This window comes from Nonomuraea sp. GTA35 (assembly GCF_041950525.1).
GTDB lineage: Bacteria > Actinomycetota > Actinomycetes > Streptosporangiales > Streptosporangiaceae > Nonomuraea.
Genome location: NZ_JBGNUV010000005.1, coordinates 100,747 through 122,318, shown reverse-complemented (window position 1 = coordinate 122,318; position 21,572 = coordinate 100,747). Strand labels below are relative to the sequence as shown.

The window sequence follows — 21,572 nt, the reverse complement described above, 5'->3', positions numbered from 1 at the left end:
CTCAGAGGTTTTCCAGAGCCTTCCTGGCGCGTTCGCGGAACTCGGCGACCCGGGCGAGCTTGATGTCCTCGTACCCGCGGATCAGCTCCGGCAGGCCCGCGAGCTCCTCGACGGCGGCGGCGGTGCCGGGGGTGAGCCGGTCGAGCGCCGTACGGACGAGGTCGCGGTACTCGGGGATCAGCTCGCGCTCGACCCGCCGCACCCCGGCGCGCCCGAACACGTCGAACGCGGTCCCGCGCAGCACCCGCGCCGCCCGCAGCCCGCGGAACAGCACCCCGGCCGAACGGCGCACCTTGATCTTGCGCTTCATGCCCATCGCGCGCAGCGCCGGCGGGTGCAGCAGCACCGACACGACCGCGTCCGCGCCGAACTCGCGCTCGCGCCTGGCCTGCTCCGCGGGGTCGAGGTGCAGGCGGGCGACCTCGTACTCGTCCTTGTAGGCCATCAGCTTGTGCAGCCCGCGGGCGTAGGCGAGGGCGATCGCGGTGCCCGCTTCCTCGCCCGCCCGCTCGACGGCCAGCGCCCGTACGTGCTGTACGTCGTCGGCGTAGGTGCGGGCGTAGGACGCGTTCTGGTAGCCGGTCAGGTCGGCCACCCGCGTGGCGATGACGTCGTCCAGGCTGCTCCGGGTCTCCTCCTCGGCGTCCCCCAGGAGGGCCCGGCGTACGGCCTCGGGATGGGACACGGCGGCCCGGCCCCAGCGGAAGGCGGCCAGGTTCTGCTCGACGGCGGCCCTGTTGAGCGTGATGGCCTGCTCGATCGAGGCGGCGCTGACGGGCAGGCAGCCGTGCTGGTACGCGGCGCCGAGCAGCAGCAGGTTCGCCGGCATGTGGTCGCCGAACAGCGCCTCGGCCAGCGCGTGCGCGTCCACGCAGACCTGCTCGCGGGTGGCCGTCTCCACCCGCGACACCGCGGCGGCGTGGCCCGGCACGGGCACCCGGCCGGTGACCATGGCGGCGGTGGGCACCACGGAGGTGTTCAGCACGGCGACCGTGCGCTCGGGGGAGGCCACGTCCAGGGTGGTGTCGGCCGCCGCCCCCAGCACGTCGAAGCCGATGAGCACGTCGGCGCTGCCCCGCGAGGCGCGTACGGACCCGCTCGGCGCCCACTTGCCGATCCGCACGTCGCTGACCACCGGCCCGCCCTTCTGCGCCAGGCCGGTCTGCTCCAGGCCCGCCGCGTGCAGGCCGTCGAGGTGGGCCGCCATCTGCAGGATCTGCGAGACGGTGACCACGCCGGTGCCGCCGATGCCGGGCATCCTGATCAGCACCTCGTCGCCGTGGGCGGGGACCGGCTCGGGCGGCTGCGCGGGCAGCGGCGGCGCCGGGCGCCGCTTGTCCACGGTGCCCGGCTCGACCAGCAGGAACGACGGGCAGTCGCCCTTCAGGCAGCTCTCGTCCGAGTTGCAGGAGGCCTGGTGGATGCGGGTCTTGCGGCCGTACTCGGTCTCGACCGGCTGCACGGACAGGCACGTCGAGACGTCTCCGCAGTCGCCGCAGCCCTCGCAGACCCGCTCGTTGATCACGACCTTCCGCGTGGGCGTGGGCAGCTTGCCGCGCTTGCGCAGCCTGCGCTCCTCGGCGGCGCAGCGGTCGTCGTGGATGAGCACGGTCACGCCGCCGAGCGCCGCCAGCTCCCGCTCGACCTCGGCCAGGTCGTCGCGGTGGCGCACGGAGGCGATCGGCGCCAGCCGCACGCCGCGGTACGCGCCGGGCTCGGGCGTGGTGATCACGATCCGGCGCACGCCCTCCACGGCCAGCTCGTGGGTGAGCGCGGGCACGTCGAGGCGGCCCTCCGCGCGCTGGCCGCCGGTCATGGCGACGGCGTCGTTGTAGAGCAGCTTGTACGTCATCGACACCCCGGCCGCGACGGCGGCCCTGATCGCCAGGGAGCCGGAGTGGTGGAAGGTGCCGTCGCCCAGGTTCTGCACGAAGTGCCGGTCCTCGGTGAACGGGGACAGCCCGATCCACTGGGCTCCCTCGCCGCCCATCTGGGTGATGCCGACCTGGGTGCCGCGCCCGTGCCCGTCCAGCGCGATCATCGCGTGGCAGCCGATGCCCACGCCGACCAGCGTGTCGTCGGAGGTGCGGGTGGAGGTGTTGTGCGGGCAGCCCGAGCAGAAGTACGGGGTGCGCGCCGCCACCACCGGCAGCAGCCCGCGCCGCCGCGCCGCCTTCCTGGGCGGTTCGAGGCCGAGGCAGGTGGTGATGGCCGTGGCCACGTCCTCGGCGCTCAGCGTGCTGCGGGCGGTGAGCAGCTCGCGGCCCACGACGGCCGGGGTGCGCTCGCCGCCGTACAGGGCCTGCTTCAGGTGCCCCTCCAGGAACGGCATCTTGTCCTCGACGACCAGCACCTTGTCCAGGCCGGCGGTCATCGCGGCCAGCTCGCCGGGCGCGACGGGGAACGGCATGCCGAGCCTGATCAGCCGCAGCCCGGCCTCCTCGGCGTCCAGGCCCAGGTCCTCCAGCGCCCGTTCGACCACCGCGTACGTGGCGCCGGACGCGAGGACGCCCAGGGTCGTGTTGCCCTCGCCCGCCATGACGCGGTTCAGGCCGTGCGCGCGGGCGTACTCGCGGGCCAGGTCGAGGCGGCGGGTGAGCATGTCGTGCTCGGCGTCCAGGGCGGCGGGGCCGAGCAGGATCGGCGCGGGCCCCCGGGAGCCGCCGGCGGGGACGGGGACGTCCGCGCGCAGCGGGTCCAGGTCCACGGTGGCGGAGGCGTCCGCGATGTCCGCGACGATCTTCAGCCCCACCCACAGGCCGCTCGCCCGCGACATGGCCACCGCGTGCAGCCCGAACTCGATGATCTCGGCCACCGAGCCGGGCGCCAGCAGCGGCATGGACAGGCTCTGGCACATCGGCTCGCACGAGCTGGGCAGCGTGGAGGACTTGCAGCCGGGGTCGTCGCCGATCCAGGCCACCGCGCCGCCCAGCGGGGCCGTTCCCGCCACGTTCGCGTGCCTGATGGCGTCGGCGGCCCGGTCGAGGCCGGGGTTCTTGCCGTACCAGTAGCCGACCACGCCGTCGTGCCGCCTGCCCGGCACCTGCTCCAGGAGCTGCGTGCCGGCCACCGCCGTGGCCGCCAGCTCCTCGTTCAGGCTGGCCTGGAACACCACGCCGGCCTCGTCCAGGAACCGCTTCGCCCGGCCCATCTCCAGGTCCACGCCCGCCAGCGGCGAGCCCTGGTAGCCGGTGACGTACGCCCGCGTGTCCAGGCCGCGCGCCCGGTCCAGGCGGCGCTGCTCCAGCGTCAGGCGGACCAGGGCCTGGATGCCGGAGATGAGCACCCGGCCGTCGAGCGCGGTGTACTTGTCGTCGAGCGACACGGGGGCGGGAGTCTCGCTCACGCTCACGCGGACCTCCTGGGTGTCGTACGTGCTCGCTTGGTGATTCCCAGCACAGCAACGCGGGCATGACATGCGCAAGTATTAGATGAGAAAGTGGGCTGAAGACGCAAACAATATGAGTTCATGGGCTTCGTGGATGATGTTATTTGCGCCTGAAGGAGGTGTTCTCCGTGCCTGACCTGGACGACATCGATCATCGAGTGCTGCGGCTCCTGCGGGAGGACGGGCGCCGGACGTTCTCCGAGATGGCCGAATGTATCGGGCTGTCGGTGGCGGCGGTCAAGCGGCGGGTGGACCGGCTCAGGGAACTCGGCGTGATCACCGGCTTCACCGTGCAGATCGACTACGCCAAGCTGGGGTGGGGCATCGAGGCCTTCACCGAGCTGCGCTACCCCGGCACCACGCCGGTCACCGAGATCATCCGCACCGCCACGGACGTGCCCGAGGTGCAGGAGGTGTTCACGATCGCGGGGGACCCTGACGCGCTGATCCACGTACGCGTGCGCGACCTCGGGCACCTCCAGCAGGTCATCGACCGGCTGCGCCGGGCCGGGGACGTCACGGGGACGAAGACGCTGCTCGTGCTGGGCTCGTGGACCCGGGACGCGCCGGTGCCGTGACAGGCCCGGGACGCGCCGGTGCCGTGACAGGCCCGTCAGCCCTCCTGCCCGGGCTCGTCGCGGCGGGAGAAGTAGCGTACGAGCAGGCCGATCGCCAGCAGCACCGCGACGCCGAGGCCGAGCATCCAGACGGAGGTGCCGGTCAGGGGCAGCTCGGGGGTCGTGTGGTGGGCGGGCGGCGGCACGTCGTTCCTGTCGGCGGCGGCCTTGCCGGTGGCCGGGGTGGGTTCCGGGCCCTCGTCGGCGATGGCCTCGGGCTCCTCGGCGCGCTCGCGCTTCCTGGGACTCCTGGACGGTGCCGGGGTGGGCTCCACCAGGGTGTCGGCACAGGAGCGGTTGTCGGCGGTGCGCTGCTCGCGGTCGCCGGTGCTGACGGTGGCGCAGTTCTCGACCACGCCGGTGGTGCGGGGGGTGACCGTGAACGTGAGCGTCCTGCTCTCGTTCGGGGGGAGCGGGCCGAGGGGGCAGGAGAGGGTCGGGCCTGCTCCGGGGCACTCGGCGGGGCGGTCGGCGATCGTCGCCCGGGTGGGGTCCTGGACGGTGACGTCCGTGGCCTGTGACGGGCCGTGGTTGGTGACGGTCAGGGTGTAGGTGATCGTGCCGTCCGTGGACGGTGGAGCCGTCTTGGACAGCTCGACGTCCGCCCTGGTCACGGCCTCCGTGGTGAGCTGGGCCGCGTCGCCGGGGACGCCGGGGGCGGTGACGCGGGCGCGGCTGGTGAGGGTCGTGCCGTTCCTGAGGGCGGGGTCGATGGTGACGGGCAGCTCGTACGTGGTGCTGCGGCCGGCGGGGACCGTGAGGCCGGGGCCGCCGCAGGTGATGGTGCGGCCGGTGGGCGAGCAGGCGGCGGGGAGCGCGCCGGGGGTGACGTTGTGGTCGAGGACGGCGGTGACGATGACGTCGTCCGCGTCCTGGTCGCCGGTGTTCGCGACCGTCAGGGTGTAGACGGACTCCGTGCCGGCGATCACGGGGGCAGGGGTCATGCCGGCGGTGAGGCGCAGGCTGGGGCCGATGGGGCTCGGGGACACGACGGGATCCTCCGGCAGGGGCGCGGGGTCGGGGCCCTGCGGCGGGCCGGCCGGGTCCGGCCCCGGCTGGGAGTCCGGGGGCATGGGGGCACGATCGGCGGCGGTGGCGGCTGCGGCCCCGCCGCCGGCCAGCGCGGCGAGCGCGATGAGAGCCGCGATCCGGGGCCTGCCGCCCATGTCCTACCCCCGCGCCGTCGTGCCTGCTCGACCCGGGGGCTAGCCTCCTACCGGCCGCGGGGGCCGCGCGTGGGGTCAGACCGCAACCATGCGCCGCCATGGCGGAGTCTTTGCCCGTGGCCCTTCCCGGGCCGTGGCGTTCACCGGACCGCGGCGGAGTCCTCGCCCGTGGCGCCTCCCGGCGTCACCCTGCGGTTCGGGCGGCGGCGACCCATTCGTCCACCAGGGCGCAGAGCTGATCCAGCGCGGCCTCCACGCGCTCGCGGTCGCCGGTGGTGAGGAAGTCGATCTGCAACCCCGTGTAGGCCGAGTTGGCCAGCGTGGAGATGCGCAGGGCGTCCGCTTCCGGGACGCCCCGCTCGCGCAGCAGCCCCGCCACGAACTCCGACCGGTCCGCCAGCAGCCTGGGCACGTGCCCCGCCAGCTTGCCCGCCGCGGCCAGGCCCTCGATCTCGTGGATCAGGCGGGCGACCGGCAGGTTCTCCTCCCGCGCCTGCCAGTCCCAGGTGCGCCGGACGATCGTGCCCACGCTGTCGGCGCCGGACCAGCCCGGCAGCGAGCGCAGCCAGGCCCGGTGCCGCTCGTCCAGGCGTTCCATGGTCGCCGACAGCAGGGCCTCCTTGTCGGCGAAGTGATGGGTCAGCACGCGCGTGGACTTGCCCAGGTGCTGGGCCAGCGGGCGCATCGACAACGTGGAGAGGCCGTGGTCGGCCAGGTAGTCGACGATCTGGTCGAGCAGCTCCGCACGGCGGTGCGGGTCGGCGGTCCTGGCCATGGCGCAATCCCTTTGACGTCATTCGGGTGACGACTGTTACCCTAACGGGGAAACACTTGTTACCTTTATCGAGGGGATATCCATGCCTGTCGCCGTACGGCAGCGCGTCCGGCTGCCCGCGTGGCTGCTCGCCCTGGTGTTCACCACGTTCGCCTTCGCCACGGACGACTACGTGATCGCCGGGGTGCTGCCCGCCATCTCGGCGGACCTCGGGGTCAGCGAGGCCGCGGGCGGGCAGCTCGTCACCGCCTTCTCACTGGCGTTCGCGCTGGCGGCGCCCGTCGCCTCCGTGGTGACCGCCACCTGGCCCCGGCGCGGGCTGATCACCGGCGCGCTGGCGCTGTTCGTCGTGGCCAACTGGGCCGCGGCGTTCACCACCTCGTACGCGCTGCTCATGGGGCTGCGGGTGCTGGCCGCGGTCGCGGCGGCGGCCGTCGTGCCCGCCGCGTACGCCATCGCCACCACCCTGGCCCCCGAAGGGCGTCAGGGCCGCTACCTGGCGCTGGTGATGGGCGGGCTGACCGGGTCACTCGCGCTCGGCGTGCCCATCGGCACCTGGGTGGGCGGCGCGTTCGGCTGGCAGGCCACCTTCGGGGTCGGCGGGGCGCTGGGGCTGGTCGCGCTGGTGGCGATCAGGATGACCTTGCCCGAGACGCCGCCCGTCCCCGCCATGCCGATCCGGGACCGGCTCGCGCCGCTGGCCCGGCCCCAGGTGCTGCTGGGGCTGCTCGGGATCGTGGCCATCGTGCTGGGCAGCATGATGGTGCTGACCTACCTGGCGCCGTTCCTGCACGACCTCGCGGGGGCCGGGCCGGCCGAGCTCGGGTGGGTGTTCGTGCTGGCCGGGCTCGCCGGGTTCGCCGGCGGGCAGCTCGGCGGGCGGGCCGCCGACCGGTGGGGCTCCGACCGGGCGCTGATCACCGGGGTCGTGGCGTTCGCGGCGGTGATGGCCGCCTTCAGCGCCTGCTGGTTCCTGCGGCCCGTGCCGCTGATGGCGCTGCTGCCCCTGCTGGTCGTCTGGGCGGGCGTGTCCTGGTGGATCCCGCCGCCCGCGCAGACCCGCCTGCTCGCCCTGGCCGGCCCCGCGGGGCCGCAGGCGCTCGCGCTCAACAGCAGCGCGGTGTACGTCGGCGTGTCGGGCGGGGGTGCGGTCGGCGGGCTCGTGCTCGCCGGGCACGGCGGCGGCTGGCTGCCCGCCGTGGCGGCCGGCGTCGAACTGGTCGCCCTCGCGCTCTTCTGGCTGGCCGGACGCGCCGGGTGAAGGCCTAGAGCGGGAGCACCGGGCGGGTGGAGAAGTCCTCGCAGAGGTCCTCGCCTTCCGGGCCGTACACGAGATCGGCCATGTTCGGGTTGCGGTTGGCGGTCGCGAGGGGAAGCCAGGCCAGCAGGTGACCGTAGCCGCCGCAGACGGACTCGCCGCCGTCACCGCCGTGGACCGCTGTGGTGTCGGTGCTCAGCTCGGCACGATAGGTGTCGTAGGCGATGCGCAGCCCGAAGGCGTTGAGTTGCTCGTGCGGGCCGTCGTGTCCGTAGGGGATCCGGTCCAGGGGGCAGTGGTCACCCCAGCGGAACAGCGTGTCCGCTCCGGCGCCGCACGCGTGCTCCCACTCGTCCGGGCTCGGCATCCGCAGGCCGCGCCCGGCCAGGACGGCGGGCATGTCGCCGGGGAGTTCGGTCAGGTTCTCGTCCGTCACGGCCATGAGCACGGTCGGCACGGTCACCGTCCTGCGCGGGCTGAGCAGGTGCGAGAGGTGCGCCCGGAGATCGTCTCCGTAGCCGAATCCGCCGGCCAGGCTCGCGGCGTAGTCGGCTTCCTGGCCGGGAGCCGGCTGCCAGGCCCTCGGATCGAATCCGAGGGTCACCCTGCCGCCGGGCACCAGCGCGAACTCCCGCCCGTCCCGCTCGATCACGACCTGGTGGAACCGGCCGCCGAGATGCTCGATCGTCCCGACACCGGCCACCCGGCCCGCTGCCAGGCCCGCCGCCTCCCGGGCGATCCGGCGTACGGCGGCCGGCTCGACCGTCCGCCACTGGTCGAAGGTCAGATCAGCCAGAGACATGGGGCGAAGTGTCTCATGGGGAGCCTGCCTGCCCGGCGCCGAAGGTGTGCCCCGCCGCGATGAGTTCCGGCCCGGCCGCGAGTCTGTCCTGGCGAGCGTCGTACGACGTTGCCCGGCACCAGACAGCGCGGAGGACACCATGACGACCAAGCAGGACGATCCGGCCGGCACGCGGCCCGGCCGCCCGCCCATCGTCGACCTGGCCACCTGGCAGGCCGCCCGGGACGAGCTCCTGGCCCGCGAGAAGGCCCACACCCGCGAGGGTGACGCCATCGCCGCGGCCCGCCGCCGGCTGCCGATGGTGGAGTTCGACGGGACGGTCGAGGTCGTCGGGCCCGAGGGCCCTGTCCCGTTCCTCGACCTGTTCCAGGGCCGCGACGAGCTCGTGATCTACAAGCACATGTGGTACGACGGCGCGCCGCACCAGGGGCAGTGCGAGGGCTGCACCACCACGGCCTGGCACCTGAAGGACGCCGTCTACCTCAACGCCCGCGGGGTCTCGTTCGCCGTCGTGACCACGGGCCGGTGGGACGAGGTGGCCTCCTACGTCGAGTTCATGGGCTACACCCAGCCCTGGTACTCGGTACGCGGCGTGGACGGGCCGGCCGGCGGCGCCATGGGTTACCTCACCTGCTACCTGCGCGACGGCGACCGCGTGTTCCTCACCTACTCCACGACGGGCCGCGGCAACGAGCCCGTCAACGGGTCCATGGGGCTGCTCGACATGACGCCCTACGGCCGGGGCGAGGCGTGGGAGGACAAGCCCGAGGGCTGGCCCGAGGGGCGCGGCCCGTGCTGGTACTGGCGCTCGGACGCGGACGGGAACGCCTCCTGGGGCTCCACCAGCCGTCCCGTGCCGCAGTGGACCCGCCCCGGTGCGACCCCCGTGGAGACCCTCGGCCGGCGCGGTCACCACCACTGACCGGTCGCGGTCCTCTGCCCGGTCGCGGTCCTCTGCCCGGTCGCGGTCCTCCGCCCGGCTGCGGTCCTCCGCTCGGAGGCGAAAGCCGATTCCGCGCTCGACGAACAGCGCGCGGGCGGCGGACGTCGCGCGCTTAGGGTCGAGGCATGTCAGGAGTTGCGCGTTACGACGAGGTCGCCGACTTCTACGCGGCCGGCTGGACGGACGACATCGACGACCCGGCCTCGCGCCGCCTGCTCGACCTGCTGGAGCCGATCGGCGGCCGCCGCGTGCTGGAGATCGCCTGCGGTCACGGCCGGATCAGCCGCGCGCTGGCCCGCCGGGGCGCCGAGGTGGTGGGCGCCGACCTCTCGGCCGCCCTCATCGGGAAGGCGGAGGCCGCCGAGCGCGAGTCCCCGCTGGGCATCCGCTACCTCCACGCCGACGTCGCGGCCGGTCCAGCGGCATCCGACCTGCGGGGCCTCGGGCCGTTCGATGTCGTGGTCTGCAGCTTCGGCCTGTCCGACATCGACGATCTGGACGGCGCCGTGGCCACCGCCGCCGCCGTCCTGCGCCCTGGCGGGGTCTTCGCCTGCTCGATCCTGCACCCCTGCTTCCCCGGCGGGCAGGGCGTTTCGGGCTCGTGGCCGGGCGAGGCGCGCTACCACGCCGAGGGCTGGTGGCGGGCGGACGGCGAGCTGTCGTCGCTGCGCCGCCGGGTGGGCGCCAATCACCGCACGCTCTCGACGTACCTCAACACGCTGCGCCACCACGACCTGTGGGTGGACGAGCTGGCGGAGCCCGAGCCCGCCCCCGAGTGGGCGGCGAAGCGGCCGGATGCCGCCAGGTTTCCCGTGTTCCTCGTGCTGAGCTGCGTCAAGGGCGACGCTGGCCGCCGGCGCCCGCCATCGGCTGACGGTCAGGGCTCGCCGCCGGCGCCGGCCACCGCGTGACACGTCGCCGCCAGCCCCTCCAGCAGGCACGTCAGCGCGAACTCGAACCGCCGCTCGCTGTCCCGCTCCACATCGACCTTCCGGCCGGCGGCCATCCGCCGGGCCAGCAGCGGGTGCCGCTCGGCGACGTCACGCAGGTACGCGGTGGTGGCGTGATGGCTCCACTCGACCCCGCTCTCGCGCATGCGGGTCAGCGTGTCGCGCCACGCCACCTCGGCGATGACCGCGCCGACGACCTGATCGTTGACGGTCGCCATCGCGGCGTCCAGGTCGGCGTCGGTGAACCCCGCCCGCGACAGCAGCCGCAGGCCGGTCTCGGCCAGGGTGAAGGCGTTGGGGCCCAGGTTCGGCCTGAGGGTCAGCTCCCGCAGCGCCCACTGGTGGCGCAGCAGCATCGCGCGGGTGTCGCGGGCCAGCCCGGCCAGCCCGCGCCGCCAGTCGGGCTCGTCCGGGTCGGCCCTGACCTCGCCGAGCACCCGGTCCAGCGCCAGCTCCAGCACGTCGTCCTTGGTGCGTACGTACCAGTACAACGATCCGGCCGTCACGCCGAGGTCGGTGGCGATCCGGCGCATCGACAGGCCGCGGTGCCCCTCGGTGTCCAGCACGGGCACGGCCGCGCCGACGATCTGGTCGCGGCTGAGCTGGCGGTCGCGCAGCGGCCGCTCGTGGCGCAGCCACACCGAGCCGTCGGAGGGGTCTGAGACAGGCACCCACACACCGTACTCCCTCCTTGACGATCAGCATTCACCTGTCCTGTACGGCGTTCACGACCGTTGAACGTCGTTCAGGAGGGCCCGGCCCAGCCGTCCGCCGAGACCGCCTTCGGGGCGATGCGGGCCAGATCCTCGGCGGTGAGGGTCAGACCGGTGCCGGGCCGTTCCCCGCCGCCGAACCCGGCGCATACGACAGGAGGCCGGTCTCCGTCGTAGTCTGATTCGCGCGTGACGAACAGGAGGCTGAGGTGGCCGAGACGACAGTGGCCGAGGTGATGGCCGAGCTGGCCGCCCTCGAGGACCCGAAGATCCGCGAGGTGAACGAGAAGCACGGTGACGATCACGGTGTGAACCTGGGCAAGCTGCGCGCGGTCGCCAAGCGGCTGAAGACGCAGCAGGAGCTGGCGCGGCAGCTCTGGGAGACGGGCGACACCGCGGCGAGACTGCTGGCGCTCCTGATCTGCCGGCCGAAGGCGTTCGAGCGTGACGAGCTGGACACCATGGTGCGCGAGGCGCGCGTGCCCAAGGTGCACGACTGGCTCGTCAACTACGTGGTGAAGAAGAGCCCGCACGCGGAGGAGCTGCGCCTGGCCTGGTCCGCCGACCCGGATCCGGTGGTCGCGAGCGCCGGCTGGGCGCTGACGACCGAGCGCGTGACGAAGAAGCCGGAGGGCCTCGACCTTCCCGGGCTGCTCGACGTGATCGAGGCCGAGATGAAGGACGCCCCCGATCGCCTGCAGTGGGCGATGAACCACTGCCTGGCACAGATCGGGATCGACCACGCCGAGCACCGCGACCGGGCCATCGGCATCGGCGAGCGCCTGCAGGTGCTCAAGGACTACCCGACGTCGCCGGGCTGCACGTCTCCGTTCGCGCCCATCTGGATCAACGAGATGGTGCGCAGGCAGCACGCCTAACGGGAGCCGGTCAGCTCGTACTCGACCTGGTCGAGCGGGTTGCCGTCGCCGTAGTCGTAGGTACGGACGGTGCCCGACCGGGTGAAGCCGCTCTTGGCGTAGAAGCGGTGCGACTGCGGGGTGTCGCGCAGCGTCCACAGGTGGACGTGGCTGAAGCCCGCCGAACGGATGCGGTCCAAGGTGGCGGTCATCAGGGCCTGCGCGATGCCGCTGCCCCAGCCGTCCGGGTGGCCGTAGAAGCCGAAGATCTCCGCCGAGCCGGGGTGGCTCGATGAGGGGCCGAAGTAGGAGAAGGCCAGCGGGCGGCCGTCACGGGCGGCGAGCAGGACGGTGTTCCCGTCCTCCGCGGCGAGCACGCCGTGCCATTTGGTACGGCGGTGCCGCAGGGCCTCGGCGAAGAACCGCGGGGCGAAGAAGCTCGCGTTGGCGGCCTTCCAGGACTCCGCGTGGATCTCGCCCACCGCGTCCGCGTCGGCGGTGGAGGCGAGGGATGTCGTGAACGTCACAGGGCCACGGTATGCGGTTCGCATCCAGCGGTGCCGCCCGGTTTCCTGGTCGGCGTCACGTCCAGGCGCTGGAGGTGATCACGCGGGCCGCCGGGTCGCGGACGTGACAGGCATGCCCCTCGACGCCGCGCTCGCGGGCATGGCCCGGAACTCCGCAGCGTGGAAAGGCCGATGGCAGCCGCCTGTTCACGGCTGCCATCGGGAGGGTTCGGATCAGGAACTGGGGCAGGTGTGGCGGTACTCCTCGATCGCCAGCCCGCTGGGCGGCGGGCACAGGAACTGCTCGTAGCGGGTGTCGTCATCGACGAACCGCTTCAGCCAGGCCACCATCGACTTGGCCATCGTGGTGTTGGTGGTCTGCGGGAAGAAGTGGCTGGCGTTGTTCAGCTCCAGGTACGCCTTCTCCGACGAGGACGGGATGCTGTTGTAGAACGGCTCCGAATGGGTGGTGACCGAGGCGATGGAGTCGCTCTCACCACCGATGATCATCGTCGGGACGCGTAACCCCGACCACGACTTCGTCAGGTTCCAGGGCGCGAGCGGCACGGCCGCCTGCAGCGACGGCCGGTCGTTGGCCGCCTCCAGGGTGCCGCCGCCGCCCATCGAGTGGCCGGCGACCGCGAGCCGCGACGGGTCGATGCGGCTGCGTACCGTGGCCGAGCTGTCCTCGACCAGGTAGTCGAGCGCCGCCAGGAGCTGGCGGCCCCGGCTGGCGGGCTGGTCGTAGAGCGAGTTGGTCTCGATGCCGATCACGACGAAGCCGTGCGAGGCGATCCGCGGGCCGAGCCACGACAGGCTGGACCATCTGGCCGTGTACCCGGGCGAGATGGCGATCGCGCCGAACGTGCCCTGGCTGGTGTCGGTCGGGTAATAGATGGTGCCGCCGCCGAAGCCGGTCACGCTCAGCGAGGAGACGCTGGTCTGCGCGGTCGAGAACGGGCCGCGGCTGGCTTCGAGGATGGCGTCCGTGGGGTCGGGGCCGCGGTCGTACGGGCCCTGTGCCTGGGCGGGGGAGGCGGCCATCAGGGCGCCGCCGACCAGTGAGACGGTGAGGGCGAGCTTGGTCAACGTTCGCGCGCCGAACCGGGGGGTGGATAGCTGCACGTCGTCATACTCCCTGCTCATCGAGGGTGACTGCTGTCTGTCGCCATTGTTCGGATGCGCAGTCAGCCGTGCATCGGTGAAATCACCGGTCCTGCGATCAGGACATGAGCCTTACCAGTTCGACGCGGGAGCGGATGCCGAGGCGGCTGAAGATGTTCCTGAGGTGGTGCTCGACGGTGCGGCGGCTCAGGAACAGCTGCTCGGCCACCTCCTTGTTCGTCGCGCCCTCGGCCACCATGCGGGCGATCTGCAGCTGCTGGGCCGTGAGCTGGCCCGTGGTCGCGTCGAGGGCCGGGCGCACGGGGTCGCCGGAGGCCCGCAGCTCGGTCCTGGCCTGCTCGGTCCACAGGCGGGCGCCGTAGCGCTCGAACGTCTCCAGCGCCGAGTGCAGGTGCGTCCTGGCCGCTCCGGGCCGCCGGTCGCGCCGCAGCGCGCTGCCGTACAGGAGCCTGGTACGGGCCGCCTCGAACTCGTACACGCCCTGCCCGTGCAGGTCGAGCGCCTCCCGGAACAGCTCCTCCGACTCGCCGGGCCCGGCCAGCAGCGCGCGGCAGCGGGACACCAGCGCGCGCAGGTCCGGGCTGCGCGTGCTGCCGACCCAGCGCTCCAGCACCCGCAGCGCGGCCCCGGCCGCCTCGTGGTCGCCGGTACGCGCGCACGCCTCGATGAAGTGCGGCGTGGCCATGACCCGGATGACCACGTGGTTGCTGTTGCGGCGCTCGGCCCGCAGCCGGTTGGCCGCGTCGGCGGGGCGGCCCGCTGCCAGGTCCAGGTAGGCCAGCGCCCAGTTGCCGACCGCGCCCGCGATGCCCAGGTCGTGGGCGTCGGCCAGGCCGATGGCGGCGTCGGCGCGCACCCGGCACGTCTCCTGGTCGCCCTCGACGGCCGCCGTGATCGCCAGCCAGGCCAGGTGCTGGGCGGCCGTGTTGAGCTGGCCGGTCTCCTGCGCCAGGCGCAGGCCCTGGGCGGCGGTGGTGGCGACGGCGGCGTACCGGCCCATCCAGATCTCCGGGTAGATCATGTAATCCAGGAGCTGCGGCATGGCCGAGACCGCGCCGCGTACGCGGGCCGTCTCGACCGCGCGGGCCGACAGCCGGTGGGCGGTGGCGTCCTCGCCGAGCAGCATGCTGGCCACGCACGCCCAGACGAGCACGGCGGGGTCGCGGACGGACCCGGCCAGCTCGACCACCCGGCGCAGCGGCGCCGCCGCCTCCTGGTGGGAGCCGCTGAACGTGGAGGCCATGCCGGCGAGGTACTCGAACATGAGCTGCGTCGGCACCGTCTCGTCGGGGCGGCGCAGGGCGGCCGCCTGGCGGGCGATCGCGATGAACGCCCGGTTGTCGCCCGCGCGGTAGCTGGCGTCGGCGGCCCGCACCAGCGCGCGCACCCCCAGCATGCGGTGGCTCTCCAGGAGCCAGGTGGCCGCCGCCAGCAGCTCCTCGCGGGCGCTGCCCGTCTCGCCGCCGAGCAGCTCCAGGCTGCCGTGCAGGAGCTGTACGTGGCCGCGCAGCTCGTCCGGGGCCGTGAGGTTGCGCAACCTGGCCAGCAGGGAACGGGTCACCTGCGGGCGTCCGGCCACCCACGCGTACCGGGCGGCGGCGGCCAGGCGCTCGGCCTTGGCCGGGTCGTGCGGGTCGGTGAGCTCGGCGGCGCGTTCCAGGGCCAGGTACGGCTCGGGATGGGTGTGCGCGGGGTGGGCGTCGAGCGCGGCGGCGGCCAGGTCGTCGGCCAGCGAGGCGGGCGGGCCGTCGAGCGCGCAGGCCCGGTGCCAGGCGCGGCGCAGGCGCTGCGACTCGTCCCTCTGCTCGGCCCCGGGCTTGGCCCCGTGCTCGTCCGCCTGCTCGGCCCCGTCCTCGGCCCCGTGCTCGTCCGCCTGCTCGTCGTCGCCGAGCAGGCCGGCCAGCAGGCGGTGGGCGCTGCGCCGGCGTAACAGGGACGCGCCGTAGTAGACGACCCCGCGCATGGCCGGGTCGCGGAAGTCGTACCGGTCCCCGGCGGTGTGCAGGACGCCCGCCCGCTCGGCCGGCTCCAGCACCGTGAGCGCGCACGAGGGGCGGGCCGCGCGGATCAGGGTGGCCAGGTCGAGCCCGGGATCGGCGGCGATCAGCAGGAGCAGCCGCTGGACCTCCTGAGGGAGGGCCGCGAGCCGGCTCGCGTGCTCGCGCCACAGGCGTCCGTCCTTGGGCAGCGTCACGGGGGGAGCGGCCAGGCCCGCGAACTGGTCGGGGGTGAGCGAGCCGATCAGCTCGGCCAGCGCGAGGGGGTTGCCGCGGGCGATGTGGTCGAGCGCCACCAGCAGGTCCTCGGCCACCTTCCCCGCCGCCAGGTCACCGGCCAGCTCCTGCACGGCCGCCGCGTCCAAGCCGCCCAGCACCTGTACGGGCACGCCTTCCAGCCCGCCCGGCGCCCGCACGCCCTCCCGCGCGGTGAACAGCAGCGCCACCGGCTCTCCCGACACCCGCCTGGCCGCGAACGACAACACCTCCCTGCTGTCCGCGTCCAGCAGGTCCATGTCGTCCACGCAGGCGAGCAACGGCCGCTCGGCGGCCACCGCCGACAGCAGGCCGAGCACGGCCGCGGGCAGCGTCAGCCCGCCGGCGCCCGTACCGGACTCCAGCGCCGACATCAGGGCGTGCGCCTGGGCGCCGGGCAGGGAGGCGGCCCCCGCGGCGACGGGACGCAGCAGGCCGTGCAGCCCGGCGTACGGCAGCCGCGACTCCGACTCCACCCCCGAGACCCGCAGGACGCGGAAGCCGGGAACGGCGTGCGCGATGGCCAGGTCGAGCAGCGCCGTCTTCCCCATGCCGGGCGCGCCCACCAGGAGCAGCGCTCCGCCGGAGCCGGCGCGGGCGCGGTCGAGCAGCCGCAGCAGGGCGCGTTCCTCCTCGCCCCGGCCGCGTAACAAAGGCTTGTCAGAAGACACGACGCCAGTGTTACGCGCGGATGTCAGGACTGAAAGAGCACGTTCCGGAGAGACCGGTGATTTCACCGATACACGCAGGGAGAGGAGACGAATTGCTATCCGTCCGCTCGTACGGCGAAGCGCACCGAGGCGACCTCTACGTCGCCGACCTCGAAGAGCCACTCGTAGACACGCCCGGAAGGCAGGGGCAAGGGAGGAACGGAGACGGCGAAGCTGAGGTTCATGGGAACCTGCTTCGTGACCTCGTCCGGCTCTGGTGGATTCCGCAGTCCCAGAGTGCCTTCGAAGCCCCCGGCACGCGTTTCCCCATCTGCGTGGGCAAGTTTGACTCCTTCGCGATCCTGGTCAACCAGCCGGAGACGGAATCGCATCTCCTCCCCGGCCTCGTCCCAGGGGATACGGAGAAATCCAGTGATGGCCGAGGGGGGATGGCGGGCCCGGTCAGCGACCATCCGGCGCCCAGCATGTGTACCTTGCCCGACCCCTTGTCGGTGGTGGCGGAGTCGGCCAGGACAAGGAATCCTTCAATCACGACGGCGCCTGCTCCAGGCTGACGCTGCAGGTCCCGGATGTCGCGCCGGGCTCTGTGACTCCCTGATCATCGGCGAAGCCGATCGCGCGCACAGAGAGCTGAGCGGCGGTGGAAGTCGTGGTGGAAACGTTCGTCGTGGCGGTCACGACGTGTACGACCTCCGCACCGACGGCCAGGGCGTAGCGCCGGATCGTCGACAGATGTGGGTCGCCGCCCAACCGTTCGAAGTCCGACACCGCTGGTTGACTGCGATCCATGCGCTCGGCGACCTCGGCTTGCGTGAGGCCACGCTGCTTCCGAATGCCCACCAGTGTTGCGATCAACCGCATGTCGCGGTCGATCGCCGCGTTCTCGCGCTGTACGTCCGGATCGGCCAGGTCGATGCCCAGCAGCTCGGCGAGGTGCGGGTCCATCACGCTCGACCTCCTCGTATCGGGTTCACCCCAGTCTCGGTGCGGTAGAACTGCCACTGGGCATCGGGAGTCTCTCCCACGGGCGCACCATCCGGGGGCTTCATGTGAACGGCAGAAGACCCTGGATTTACCGACGTCCCGAAGTCTTTTCCGGCAGACGCCGGGAGATGGCCGGAACCAGCCCGTGCGGCATGAACAGCACCACCACGATCAGCACGAGCGCATAAACCGCATACGACAACACACTCGGCGCATAGGTCGGCATCCCCGGCAGCGACGCCAGCATGTCCAGCCCCTGCACCAGCAGCGTGATCGCGGTGGCCCCCACCACCGCGCCCCAGATCGTCCCCAGCCCTCCGACCACCGCCATCACGATGTACTGGATCGAGATGAGCACGGGGAACGACCCCGGCGCCAGGTACCCGGTGTAGAAGCAGTAGATCCCCCCGGCCAGCCCCGCGAACGTGGCCGACAGCGCGAAGACCACCAGCTTGTACCGCCCCACCGGGATCCCCGAGGACGCCGCCGCCGTCTCGCTGGTGGCCAGGGCGCGCAGCGCGCGACCGGGCCGGGAGGTGATGACGTTGTGCGTGACCAGCATGACCAGGGCCAGCCCCGCCCACGTCAGGTACGCGTACACCGAGGCGCTCGTGGCCTCGAACGAGCCCACGCCGAACTGCGGGATGCCCTGCAGCCCGATGTCCCCGCCGGTGAACTCGAGCTGCCCCGCCAGCGACAGCAGGATGAGCTGCATGGCGAGCGTGGCGAAGGCCAGGTGGTGGCCGCGCAGCCGCAGCAGCGGGACGCCGATGACCAGGGCCGAGAGCGCGGCCGCCACGGGGGCGGCCACCAGGCCCGCCAGCGGGGGAGCGCCGTTCAGGACCAGCAGGGCCGCGGTGTAGGCGCCGATGGCGTAGAAGGCGCCCTGCCCCAGCGACACCTGCCCGGCGTACCCCATGAGCAGCGACACCCCGACCGTGACCATGGCGGCCAGGCCGAGCAGGATGTAGACCGCCAGCGCGCTGTCGTCGAGCACGGCGGGCAGGACGAGCGTCACGACGGCGACCAGCAGCCCGGCCGCGAGCTTCAGCCGCCTGGTCATGCGGACTCCTGGGAGATGACCGGGCGGCGGCCGGCCTGCACGATCATGACGACGAGCATGAGACCCAGCGCGACCTCCAGCTGGTGCGAGCCGTAGCCGTACCCGGCGGCCATGGTCTCGGCCACGCCCAGCAGCAGCGCGCCGATGAGCGTGACCACGGGACGGGTGAGCGCGCCGAAGACGGCCGCGGCGAAGCCGTTCACGATGAGCGTGACGTCGGTGTCGAACGAGATCGGCCGCAGCGGCGTGACCAGCACCCCGGCGATGCCGCCGAGCAGCCCGCCCAGCGCGAACGCCAGCAGCCCCATCCGCCGGGTGTCGATGCCGACGACGCGGGCGGCGTACGGGTTGGAGGCGCACGCGGTCAGCGCCTTGCCCAGGTAGGTGCGGCCGAAGAAGAGCGCGAGCAGGACGAACGTCGCCGCGGCCACGCCGATGACCAGCAGGTGCTGGGTCTGGACGCGGGCCCCCGCCAGCGTCACGGAGCCCGCCAGGCCGGGCGCCGAGCGCGGCTGGTCGCCCCAGAGCACGATCTCGACCGCGTACGCCAGCACGCCCACGCCGAGCGTGACGATCAGCGACGACAGCGGGGTGGTGCCCGGCCTGCCGACGGCGGCCAGCCCGGTCAGCAGGCCCGCCAGCGCCGCGGCCAGGACGGCGGCCACCTCGCTGACCCCGTGCGGAAAACCCAGCCCGAGCAGGGAGGACGTGCACAGCCCCGCGACCACGGCGAACGTGCCCTGCGCGAAGTTCACCACGCCGGTGACCCGGTGGATGACGACCAGGCCGCTGGCGATGAGCGCGATGGCCGAGCCGACCGCGAGCCCGTTGAGGAGGTAGGTGAGGAATGCGCTCACGGCCGGGCCGCCCTCTCGCCGCCGCCGCTCATGTGATCGCCCCGCCCAGGTACGCGCTGGCCACCCGCGGGTCGCCGGCCAGCTCGGCGCTCTCGCCCTCGGTCACCACCCGCCCCGACTCCAGCACGTACGCCCGCCGGCACAGCTCGAAGGCCAGCCGCGCGTTCTGCTCGATGAGCAGCACGGTCAGCCCCTGGGTCCGGTTCAGCTCGGCCAGGTGCGCGGCCAGGTCGGCGGTGACGTTGGGGGCCAGGCCGAGCGACAGCTCGTCCACTACCAGCGCGTCGGGGCGCGACATCATGGCCCGGCCGAAGGCCACCATCTGCTGCTCGCCGCCGGACAGCACCGCGGCCCTGCGCGAGGAGAGCTCGGCCAGGCGGGGCAGCAGCTCGTACACGGTCGAGGGGTCGCGCTGCCCGGAGCGCCAGCCGCCGAGGGCGAGGTTGTCGGCGACGGTCAGGTCGGGGAAGAGCTGGCGGCCCTCGGGGATGAGCGCGAGCCGCCCGCCGACGCCGACCGTGCCCGAGGTGGGCTTGAGCAGCCCGGCCAGGGTGTTGGCCAGCGTCGACTTGCCGGCGCCGTTCGGGCCGAGCAGGGCCACCATCTCGCCCCTGGCGACGGTGAGCGTGACGTGGTCGAGCGCGGTCGCGGTGCCGTACGAGACCACCAGGTCCTGGACGTCGATCATGAGGCTTGTCCGAGATAGGCGGCCAGCACCAGCGGGTCGGCGCGCACCTCGGCCGGCGGGCCGTCGGCGATGACCTGGCCCAGGTCGAGCACCACGACGCGGTCGGCCAGCCGGGTCACGAACGCCACGTCGTGCTCGATGAGCAGGATCGTCAGCCCGTCCGCGCGCAGCTCCTCCACCAGCGCCGCCAGCCGCTCGCGCTCCTCGCCGCGCAGCCCGGAGGCGGGCTCGTCGAGCAGCAGCAGCCGGGGCCGCGCGCACAGGGCGCGGGCCAGTTGCAGCGCCCGCTGCTGGCCGATCGGCAGCCGGTCGGCGGGCCGGTCCGCCCACTCCGCCAGGCCCACGCGCTCCAGGGCGGCGGCGGCCTCGGCGGCGATCTCGCGCTCGTCGGCCCGGTGCCGGGGCAGCCGCAGCGCCGCCGAGACGAACCCGGCCCGCGTGTGCCCGTGCGCGCCCACCCTGACGTTCTCCTCGACCGTCATGCCGCGGAAGACCCGGGCGGCCTGGAAGACGATCGACATGCCGAGGCGGGCGCGGCGGTGCGGGGGGAGCCGGTCCACGCGCTGCCCGAGGAAGGAGATGTGGCCGTGGTCGGCGGCCAGATGCCCGGTGATCAGGTTGAACAGGGTGGACTTGCCGGCGCCGTTCGGGCCGATGACGCCGCAGACCTCGCCGTCCGCGACGCTCAGCGAGACGTCGCGGACGGCGTAGACGCCCCCGAAGGAGCGCGAGACCCCGGTGACGGTCAGCACGCGCCCCTACCCCTGCGCGTTGACGGTCTTGGTGAGCTGCTCCTTGGCCCATTCGGTCGGGACGAACTGGCCGTTCTTGACCGTGTTGACCGAGATGAACTCGGGGGACAGCCCGGAGTGGTCGGTGGGGGAGTAGCGGAAGCGGCCGTTCGGGGTGATCAGGTCCATGGTCTCCAGGGCCTGCTGGATCTTGGTCTTGTCGGTGCTGTTCGCCTTCCTGATGGCCTCGAACAGCAGCAGCGAGGCGCTGTAGCCGTCCTGCGCGAACTGCGGCGGCGGGTAGCCGTGCTTCTGCTGGAACGGCTTGGCCATCTGGTCGATGACCTGCTTCTGCTTGCCCTCGGGCAGGTGGTCGCCGACCACGCCGATGGCGCTCTGCACGGTCATGCCCTCGGCCTGGGCGCCCATCGGCTCCAGCCACAGCTTGCTGGCCTGCGAGGCGGTCAGGAACAGCGGCGTCTCGAGCCCCGAGGCCACGTACTGCTTGGCGGCCGTCACGCCGGGCGCGCCCGAGCCCCAGAACACCAGCGCCTCGGCCTTGGAGTCGCGCACGTGCGTGAACAGGGCGCTGAAGTCGGAGGTGGTGGTCTCGTACGGCTCGTCCACGGCGATCGTCACGCCGTACTTCGGGGCCAGCTCGACCATGGACTCGTGGCCGGAGACCGAGTACGCGCTCTTGGAGTCCCATGCCACGGCGACCGTCTTGATGCCCTCGGCCTGGATGTACTGCAGGTAGCGCTCGGCGTACATGCTGGACAGCGCGGGGGTGACGAAGATGTACGACTTGATCGGCTCGACCTGCTCCTGCGCCGGGGCCAGCGACAGGTACGGCATCCTGTCGCGCTGCGCGAGCGGCTCGACCGCCAGCGCCGAGTTGGAGAACACCGGCCCGATCAGCGCGTCGATCTCGCCCTTGATCTGGTTGTAGGCCACGATGCCCTGGTCGGGGGCGGTCTTGTCGTCCCTGGTGACCAGCTCCACCTTGCGGCCCAGCAGTCCGCCCTGCGCGTTGACCTGCTCGACGGCCAGCTCCACGGCCTTCTTGTCCTCGCTGCCGAGCGGCGTGTAGTTGCCGGTCAAGGAGACGATGAGGCCCACCTTGATGCGGTCCGCCTGCCCGCCGCTCGACCCGCCTCCGCCGCCGCTACATGCCGTCGTGAATAACAACAGGCAGACCAGGGACGGAAGAAACCTGCGCATCAGGA

The 21,572-nt window shown here is 72.9% G+C and carries 19 protein-coding genes; 5 read left to right on the top strand and 14 right to left on the bottom strand.

Features of this window, described 5'->3' with window-relative positions:
* Position 1: 1 nt before the first annotated feature.
* A complete protein-coding gene (locus ACBJ32_RS23800; protein ID WP_375128563.1) occupies positions 2-3,352 on the bottom strand; it encodes an indolepyruvate ferredoxin oxidoreductase family protein in 3,351 nt (1,116 codons plus the stop codon).
* A 164-nt stretch (positions 3,353-3,516) separates the two neighbouring features.
* On the opposite strand from ACBJ32_RS23800, the gene ACBJ32_RS23795 reads away from it, so the two are divergent.
* Positions 3,517-3,966, top strand: coding sequence for an Lrp/AsnC family transcriptional regulator (locus ACBJ32_RS23795; protein WP_375128562.1), 450 nt, complete (start codon positions 3,517-3,519; stop codon positions 3,964-3,966).
* A 35-nt stretch (positions 3,967-4,001) separates the two neighbouring features.
* Here ACBJ32_RS23795 and ACBJ32_RS23790 read toward each other — a convergent pair whose 3' ends face one another.
* Positions 4,002-5,171 (bottom strand): hypothetical protein, encoded by a 1,170-nt coding sequence (locus tag ACBJ32_RS23790; protein ID WP_375128561.1) that lies wholly within the window; start codon positions 5,169-5,171, stop codon positions 4,002-4,004.
* A 184-nt stretch (positions 5,172-5,355) separates the two neighbouring features.
* Complete coding sequence (locus tag ACBJ32_RS23785; protein ID WP_375128560.1) at positions 5,356-5,946, bottom strand: TetR/AcrR family transcriptional regulator; 591 nt, start codon at positions 5,944-5,946, stop codon at positions 5,356-5,358.
* A gap of 82 nt (positions 5,947-6,028) precedes the next feature.
* Here ACBJ32_RS23785 and ACBJ32_RS23780 point away from each other — a divergent pair, with 82 nt between their 5' ends.
* Positions 6,029-7,207: an MFS transporter gene (locus ACBJ32_RS23780; protein ID WP_375128559.1), complete on the top strand. Its 1,179-nt coding sequence runs from the start codon at positions 6,029-6,031 to the stop codon at positions 7,205-7,207.
* 4 nt (positions 7,208-7,211) lie between these two features.
* Here the strand turns inward: ACBJ32_RS23780 and ACBJ32_RS23775 are convergent, their stop codons facing one another.
* A complete protein-coding gene (locus tag ACBJ32_RS23775; RefSeq protein ID WP_375128558.1) occupies positions 7,212-8,006 on the bottom strand; it encodes a hypothetical protein in 795 nt (264 codons plus the stop codon).
* 139 nt (positions 8,007-8,145) lie between these two features.
* Between ACBJ32_RS23775 and ACBJ32_RS23770 the strand changes: the two genes are divergently transcribed.
* Positions 8,146-8,928, top strand: a complete 783-nt coding sequence (locus ACBJ32_RS23770) for a DUF899 domain-containing protein (RefSeq protein WP_375128557.1) — start codon at positions 8,146-8,148, stop codon at positions 8,926-8,928.
* Between the two features lie 146 nt (positions 8,929-9,074).
* Positions 9,075-9,860, top strand: coding sequence for a class I SAM-dependent methyltransferase (locus tag ACBJ32_RS23765; RefSeq protein ID WP_375128556.1), 786 nt, complete (start codon positions 9,075-9,077; stop codon positions 9,858-9,860).
* Here the strand turns inward: ACBJ32_RS23765 and ACBJ32_RS23760 are convergent.
* Positions 9,827-10,570 carry a TetR/AcrR family transcriptional regulator gene (locus tag ACBJ32_RS23760; protein WP_375128555.1) on the bottom strand — a complete coding sequence of 248 codons (744 nt, stop codon included), beginning with the start codon at positions 10,568-10,570 and terminating at the stop codon, positions 9,827-9,829. The two genes, ACBJ32_RS23765 and ACBJ32_RS23760, sit on opposite strands and share 34 nt — an antisense overlap.
* A 278-nt stretch (positions 10,571-10,848) precedes the next feature.
* Between ACBJ32_RS23760 and ACBJ32_RS23755 the strand changes: the two genes are divergently transcribed.
* Complete coding sequence (locus tag ACBJ32_RS23755; protein ID WP_375128987.1) at positions 10,849-11,490, top strand: DNA alkylation repair protein; 642 nt, start codon at positions 10,849-10,851, stop codon at positions 11,488-11,490.
* Here the strand turns inward: ACBJ32_RS23755 and ACBJ32_RS23750 are convergent.
* The 9 genes from ACBJ32_RS23750 to ACBJ32_RS23710 all read right to left on the bottom strand — a co-directional run bounded on the left by ACBJ32_RS23750 (position 11,487) and on the right by ACBJ32_RS23710 (position 21,567).
* Positions 11,487-12,020 (bottom strand): GNAT family N-acetyltransferase, encoded by a 534-nt coding sequence (locus tag ACBJ32_RS23750; RefSeq protein ID WP_375128554.1) that lies wholly within the window; start codon positions 12,018-12,020, stop codon positions 11,487-11,489. The genes ACBJ32_RS23755 and ACBJ32_RS23750 overlap by 4 nt on opposite strands.
* 189 nt (positions 12,021-12,209) lie before the next feature.
* Complete coding sequence (locus tag ACBJ32_RS23745) at positions 12,210-13,121, bottom strand: alpha/beta hydrolase family protein (RefSeq protein WP_375128553.1); 912 nt, start codon at positions 13,119-13,121, stop codon at positions 12,210-12,212.
* A gap of 76 nt (positions 13,122-13,197) precedes the next feature.
* Positions 13,198-16,023 carry an AAA family ATPase gene (locus ACBJ32_RS23740; protein WP_375128552.1) on the bottom strand — a complete coding sequence of 942 codons (2,826 nt, stop codon included), beginning with the start codon at positions 16,021-16,023 and terminating at the stop codon, positions 13,198-13,200.
* Between the two features lie 528 nt (positions 16,024-16,551).
* Entirely contained in the window at positions 16,552-16,968 is a 417-nt protein-coding gene (locus tag ACBJ32_RS23735) for a helix-turn-helix domain-containing protein (RefSeq protein ID WP_375128986.1), read from the bottom strand.
* 127 nt (positions 16,969-17,095) lie between these two features.
* A complete protein-coding gene (locus ACBJ32_RS23730) occupies positions 17,096-18,070 on the bottom strand; it encodes a branched-chain amino acid ABC transporter permease (RefSeq protein ID WP_375128551.1) in 975 nt (324 codons plus the stop codon).
* Positions 18,067-18,927 (bottom strand): branched-chain amino acid ABC transporter permease, encoded by an 861-nt coding sequence (locus tag ACBJ32_RS23725; RefSeq protein WP_375128550.1) that lies wholly within the window; start codon positions 18,925-18,927, stop codon positions 18,067-18,069. Before ACBJ32_RS23725 ends, ACBJ32_RS23730 begins: the two co-directional genes overlap by 4 nt.
* A gap of 28 nt (positions 18,928-18,955) precedes the next feature.
* Entirely contained in the window at positions 18,956-19,615 is a 660-nt protein-coding gene (locus ACBJ32_RS23720) for an ABC transporter ATP-binding protein (RefSeq protein WP_357871090.1), read from the bottom strand.
* Positions 19,612-20,367: an ABC transporter ATP-binding protein gene (locus ACBJ32_RS23715; RefSeq protein WP_375128549.1), complete on the bottom strand. Its 756-nt coding sequence runs from the start codon at positions 20,365-20,367 to the stop codon at positions 19,612-19,614. Before ACBJ32_RS23715 ends, ACBJ32_RS23720 begins: the two co-directional genes overlap by 4 nt.
* Positions 20,368-20,373: 6 nt before the next feature.
* A complete protein-coding gene (locus ACBJ32_RS23710) occupies positions 20,374-21,567 on the bottom strand; it encodes an ABC transporter substrate-binding protein (protein WP_375128548.1) in 1,194 nt (397 codons plus the stop codon).
* Between the last annotated feature and the right edge of the window lie 5 nt (positions 21,568-21,572).

What these genes read in the sequence shown, in the direction of transcription:
- ACBJ32_RS23710 (WP_375128548.1), bottom strand. Translation starts at nt 21,567, where the DNA reads ATGCGCAGGTTTCTTCCGTCCCTGGTCTGCCTGTTGTTATTCACGACG.
- ACBJ32_RS23750 (WP_375128554.1), bottom strand. Translation starts at nt 12,020, where the DNA reads ATGCGAACCGCATACCGTGGCCCTGTGACGTTCACGACATCCCTCGCC.
- ACBJ32_RS23720 (WP_357871090.1), bottom strand. Translation starts at nt 19,615, where the DNA reads ATGATCGACGTCCAGGACCTGGTGGTCTCGTACGGCACCGCGACCGCG.
- ACBJ32_RS23780 (WP_375128559.1), top strand. Translation starts at nt 6,029, where the DNA reads ATGCCTGTCGCCGTACGGCAGCGCGTCCGGCTGCCCGCGTGGCTGCTC.
- ACBJ32_RS23775 (WP_375128558.1), bottom strand. Translation starts at nt 8,006, where the DNA reads ATGTCTCTGGCTGATCTGACCTTCGACCAGTGGCGGACGGTCGAGCCG.
- ACBJ32_RS23735 (WP_375128986.1), bottom strand. Translation starts at nt 16,968, where the DNA reads ATGGACCCGCACCTCGCCGAGCTGCTGGGCATCGACCTGGCCGATCCG.
- ACBJ32_RS23745 (WP_375128553.1), bottom strand. Translation starts at nt 13,121, where the DNA reads ATGAGCAGGGAGTATGACGACGTGCAGCTATCCACCCCCCGGTTCGGC.
- ACBJ32_RS23755 (WP_375128987.1), top strand. Translation starts at nt 10,849, where the DNA reads ATGGCCGAGCTGGCCGCCCTCGAGGACCCGAAGATCCGCGAGGTGAAC.
- ACBJ32_RS23770 (WP_375128557.1), top strand. Translation starts at nt 8,146, where the DNA reads ATGACGACCAAGCAGGACGATCCGGCCGGCACGCGGCCCGGCCGCCCG.
- ACBJ32_RS23790 (WP_375128561.1), bottom strand. Translation starts at nt 5,171, where the DNA reads ATGGGCGGCAGGCCCCGGATCGCGGCTCTCATCGCGCTCGCCGCGCTG.
- ACBJ32_RS23765 (WP_375128556.1), top strand. Translation starts at nt 9,075, where the DNA reads ATGTCAGGAGTTGCGCGTTACGACGAGGTCGCCGACTTCTACGCGGCC.
- ACBJ32_RS23730 (WP_375128551.1), bottom strand. Translation starts at nt 18,070, where the DNA reads ATGACCAGGCGGCTGAAGCTCGCGGCCGGGCTGCTGGTCGCCGTCGTG.
- ACBJ32_RS23785 (WP_375128560.1), bottom strand. Translation starts at nt 5,946, where the DNA reads ATGGCCAGGACCGCCGACCCGCACCGCCGTGCGGAGCTGCTCGACCAG.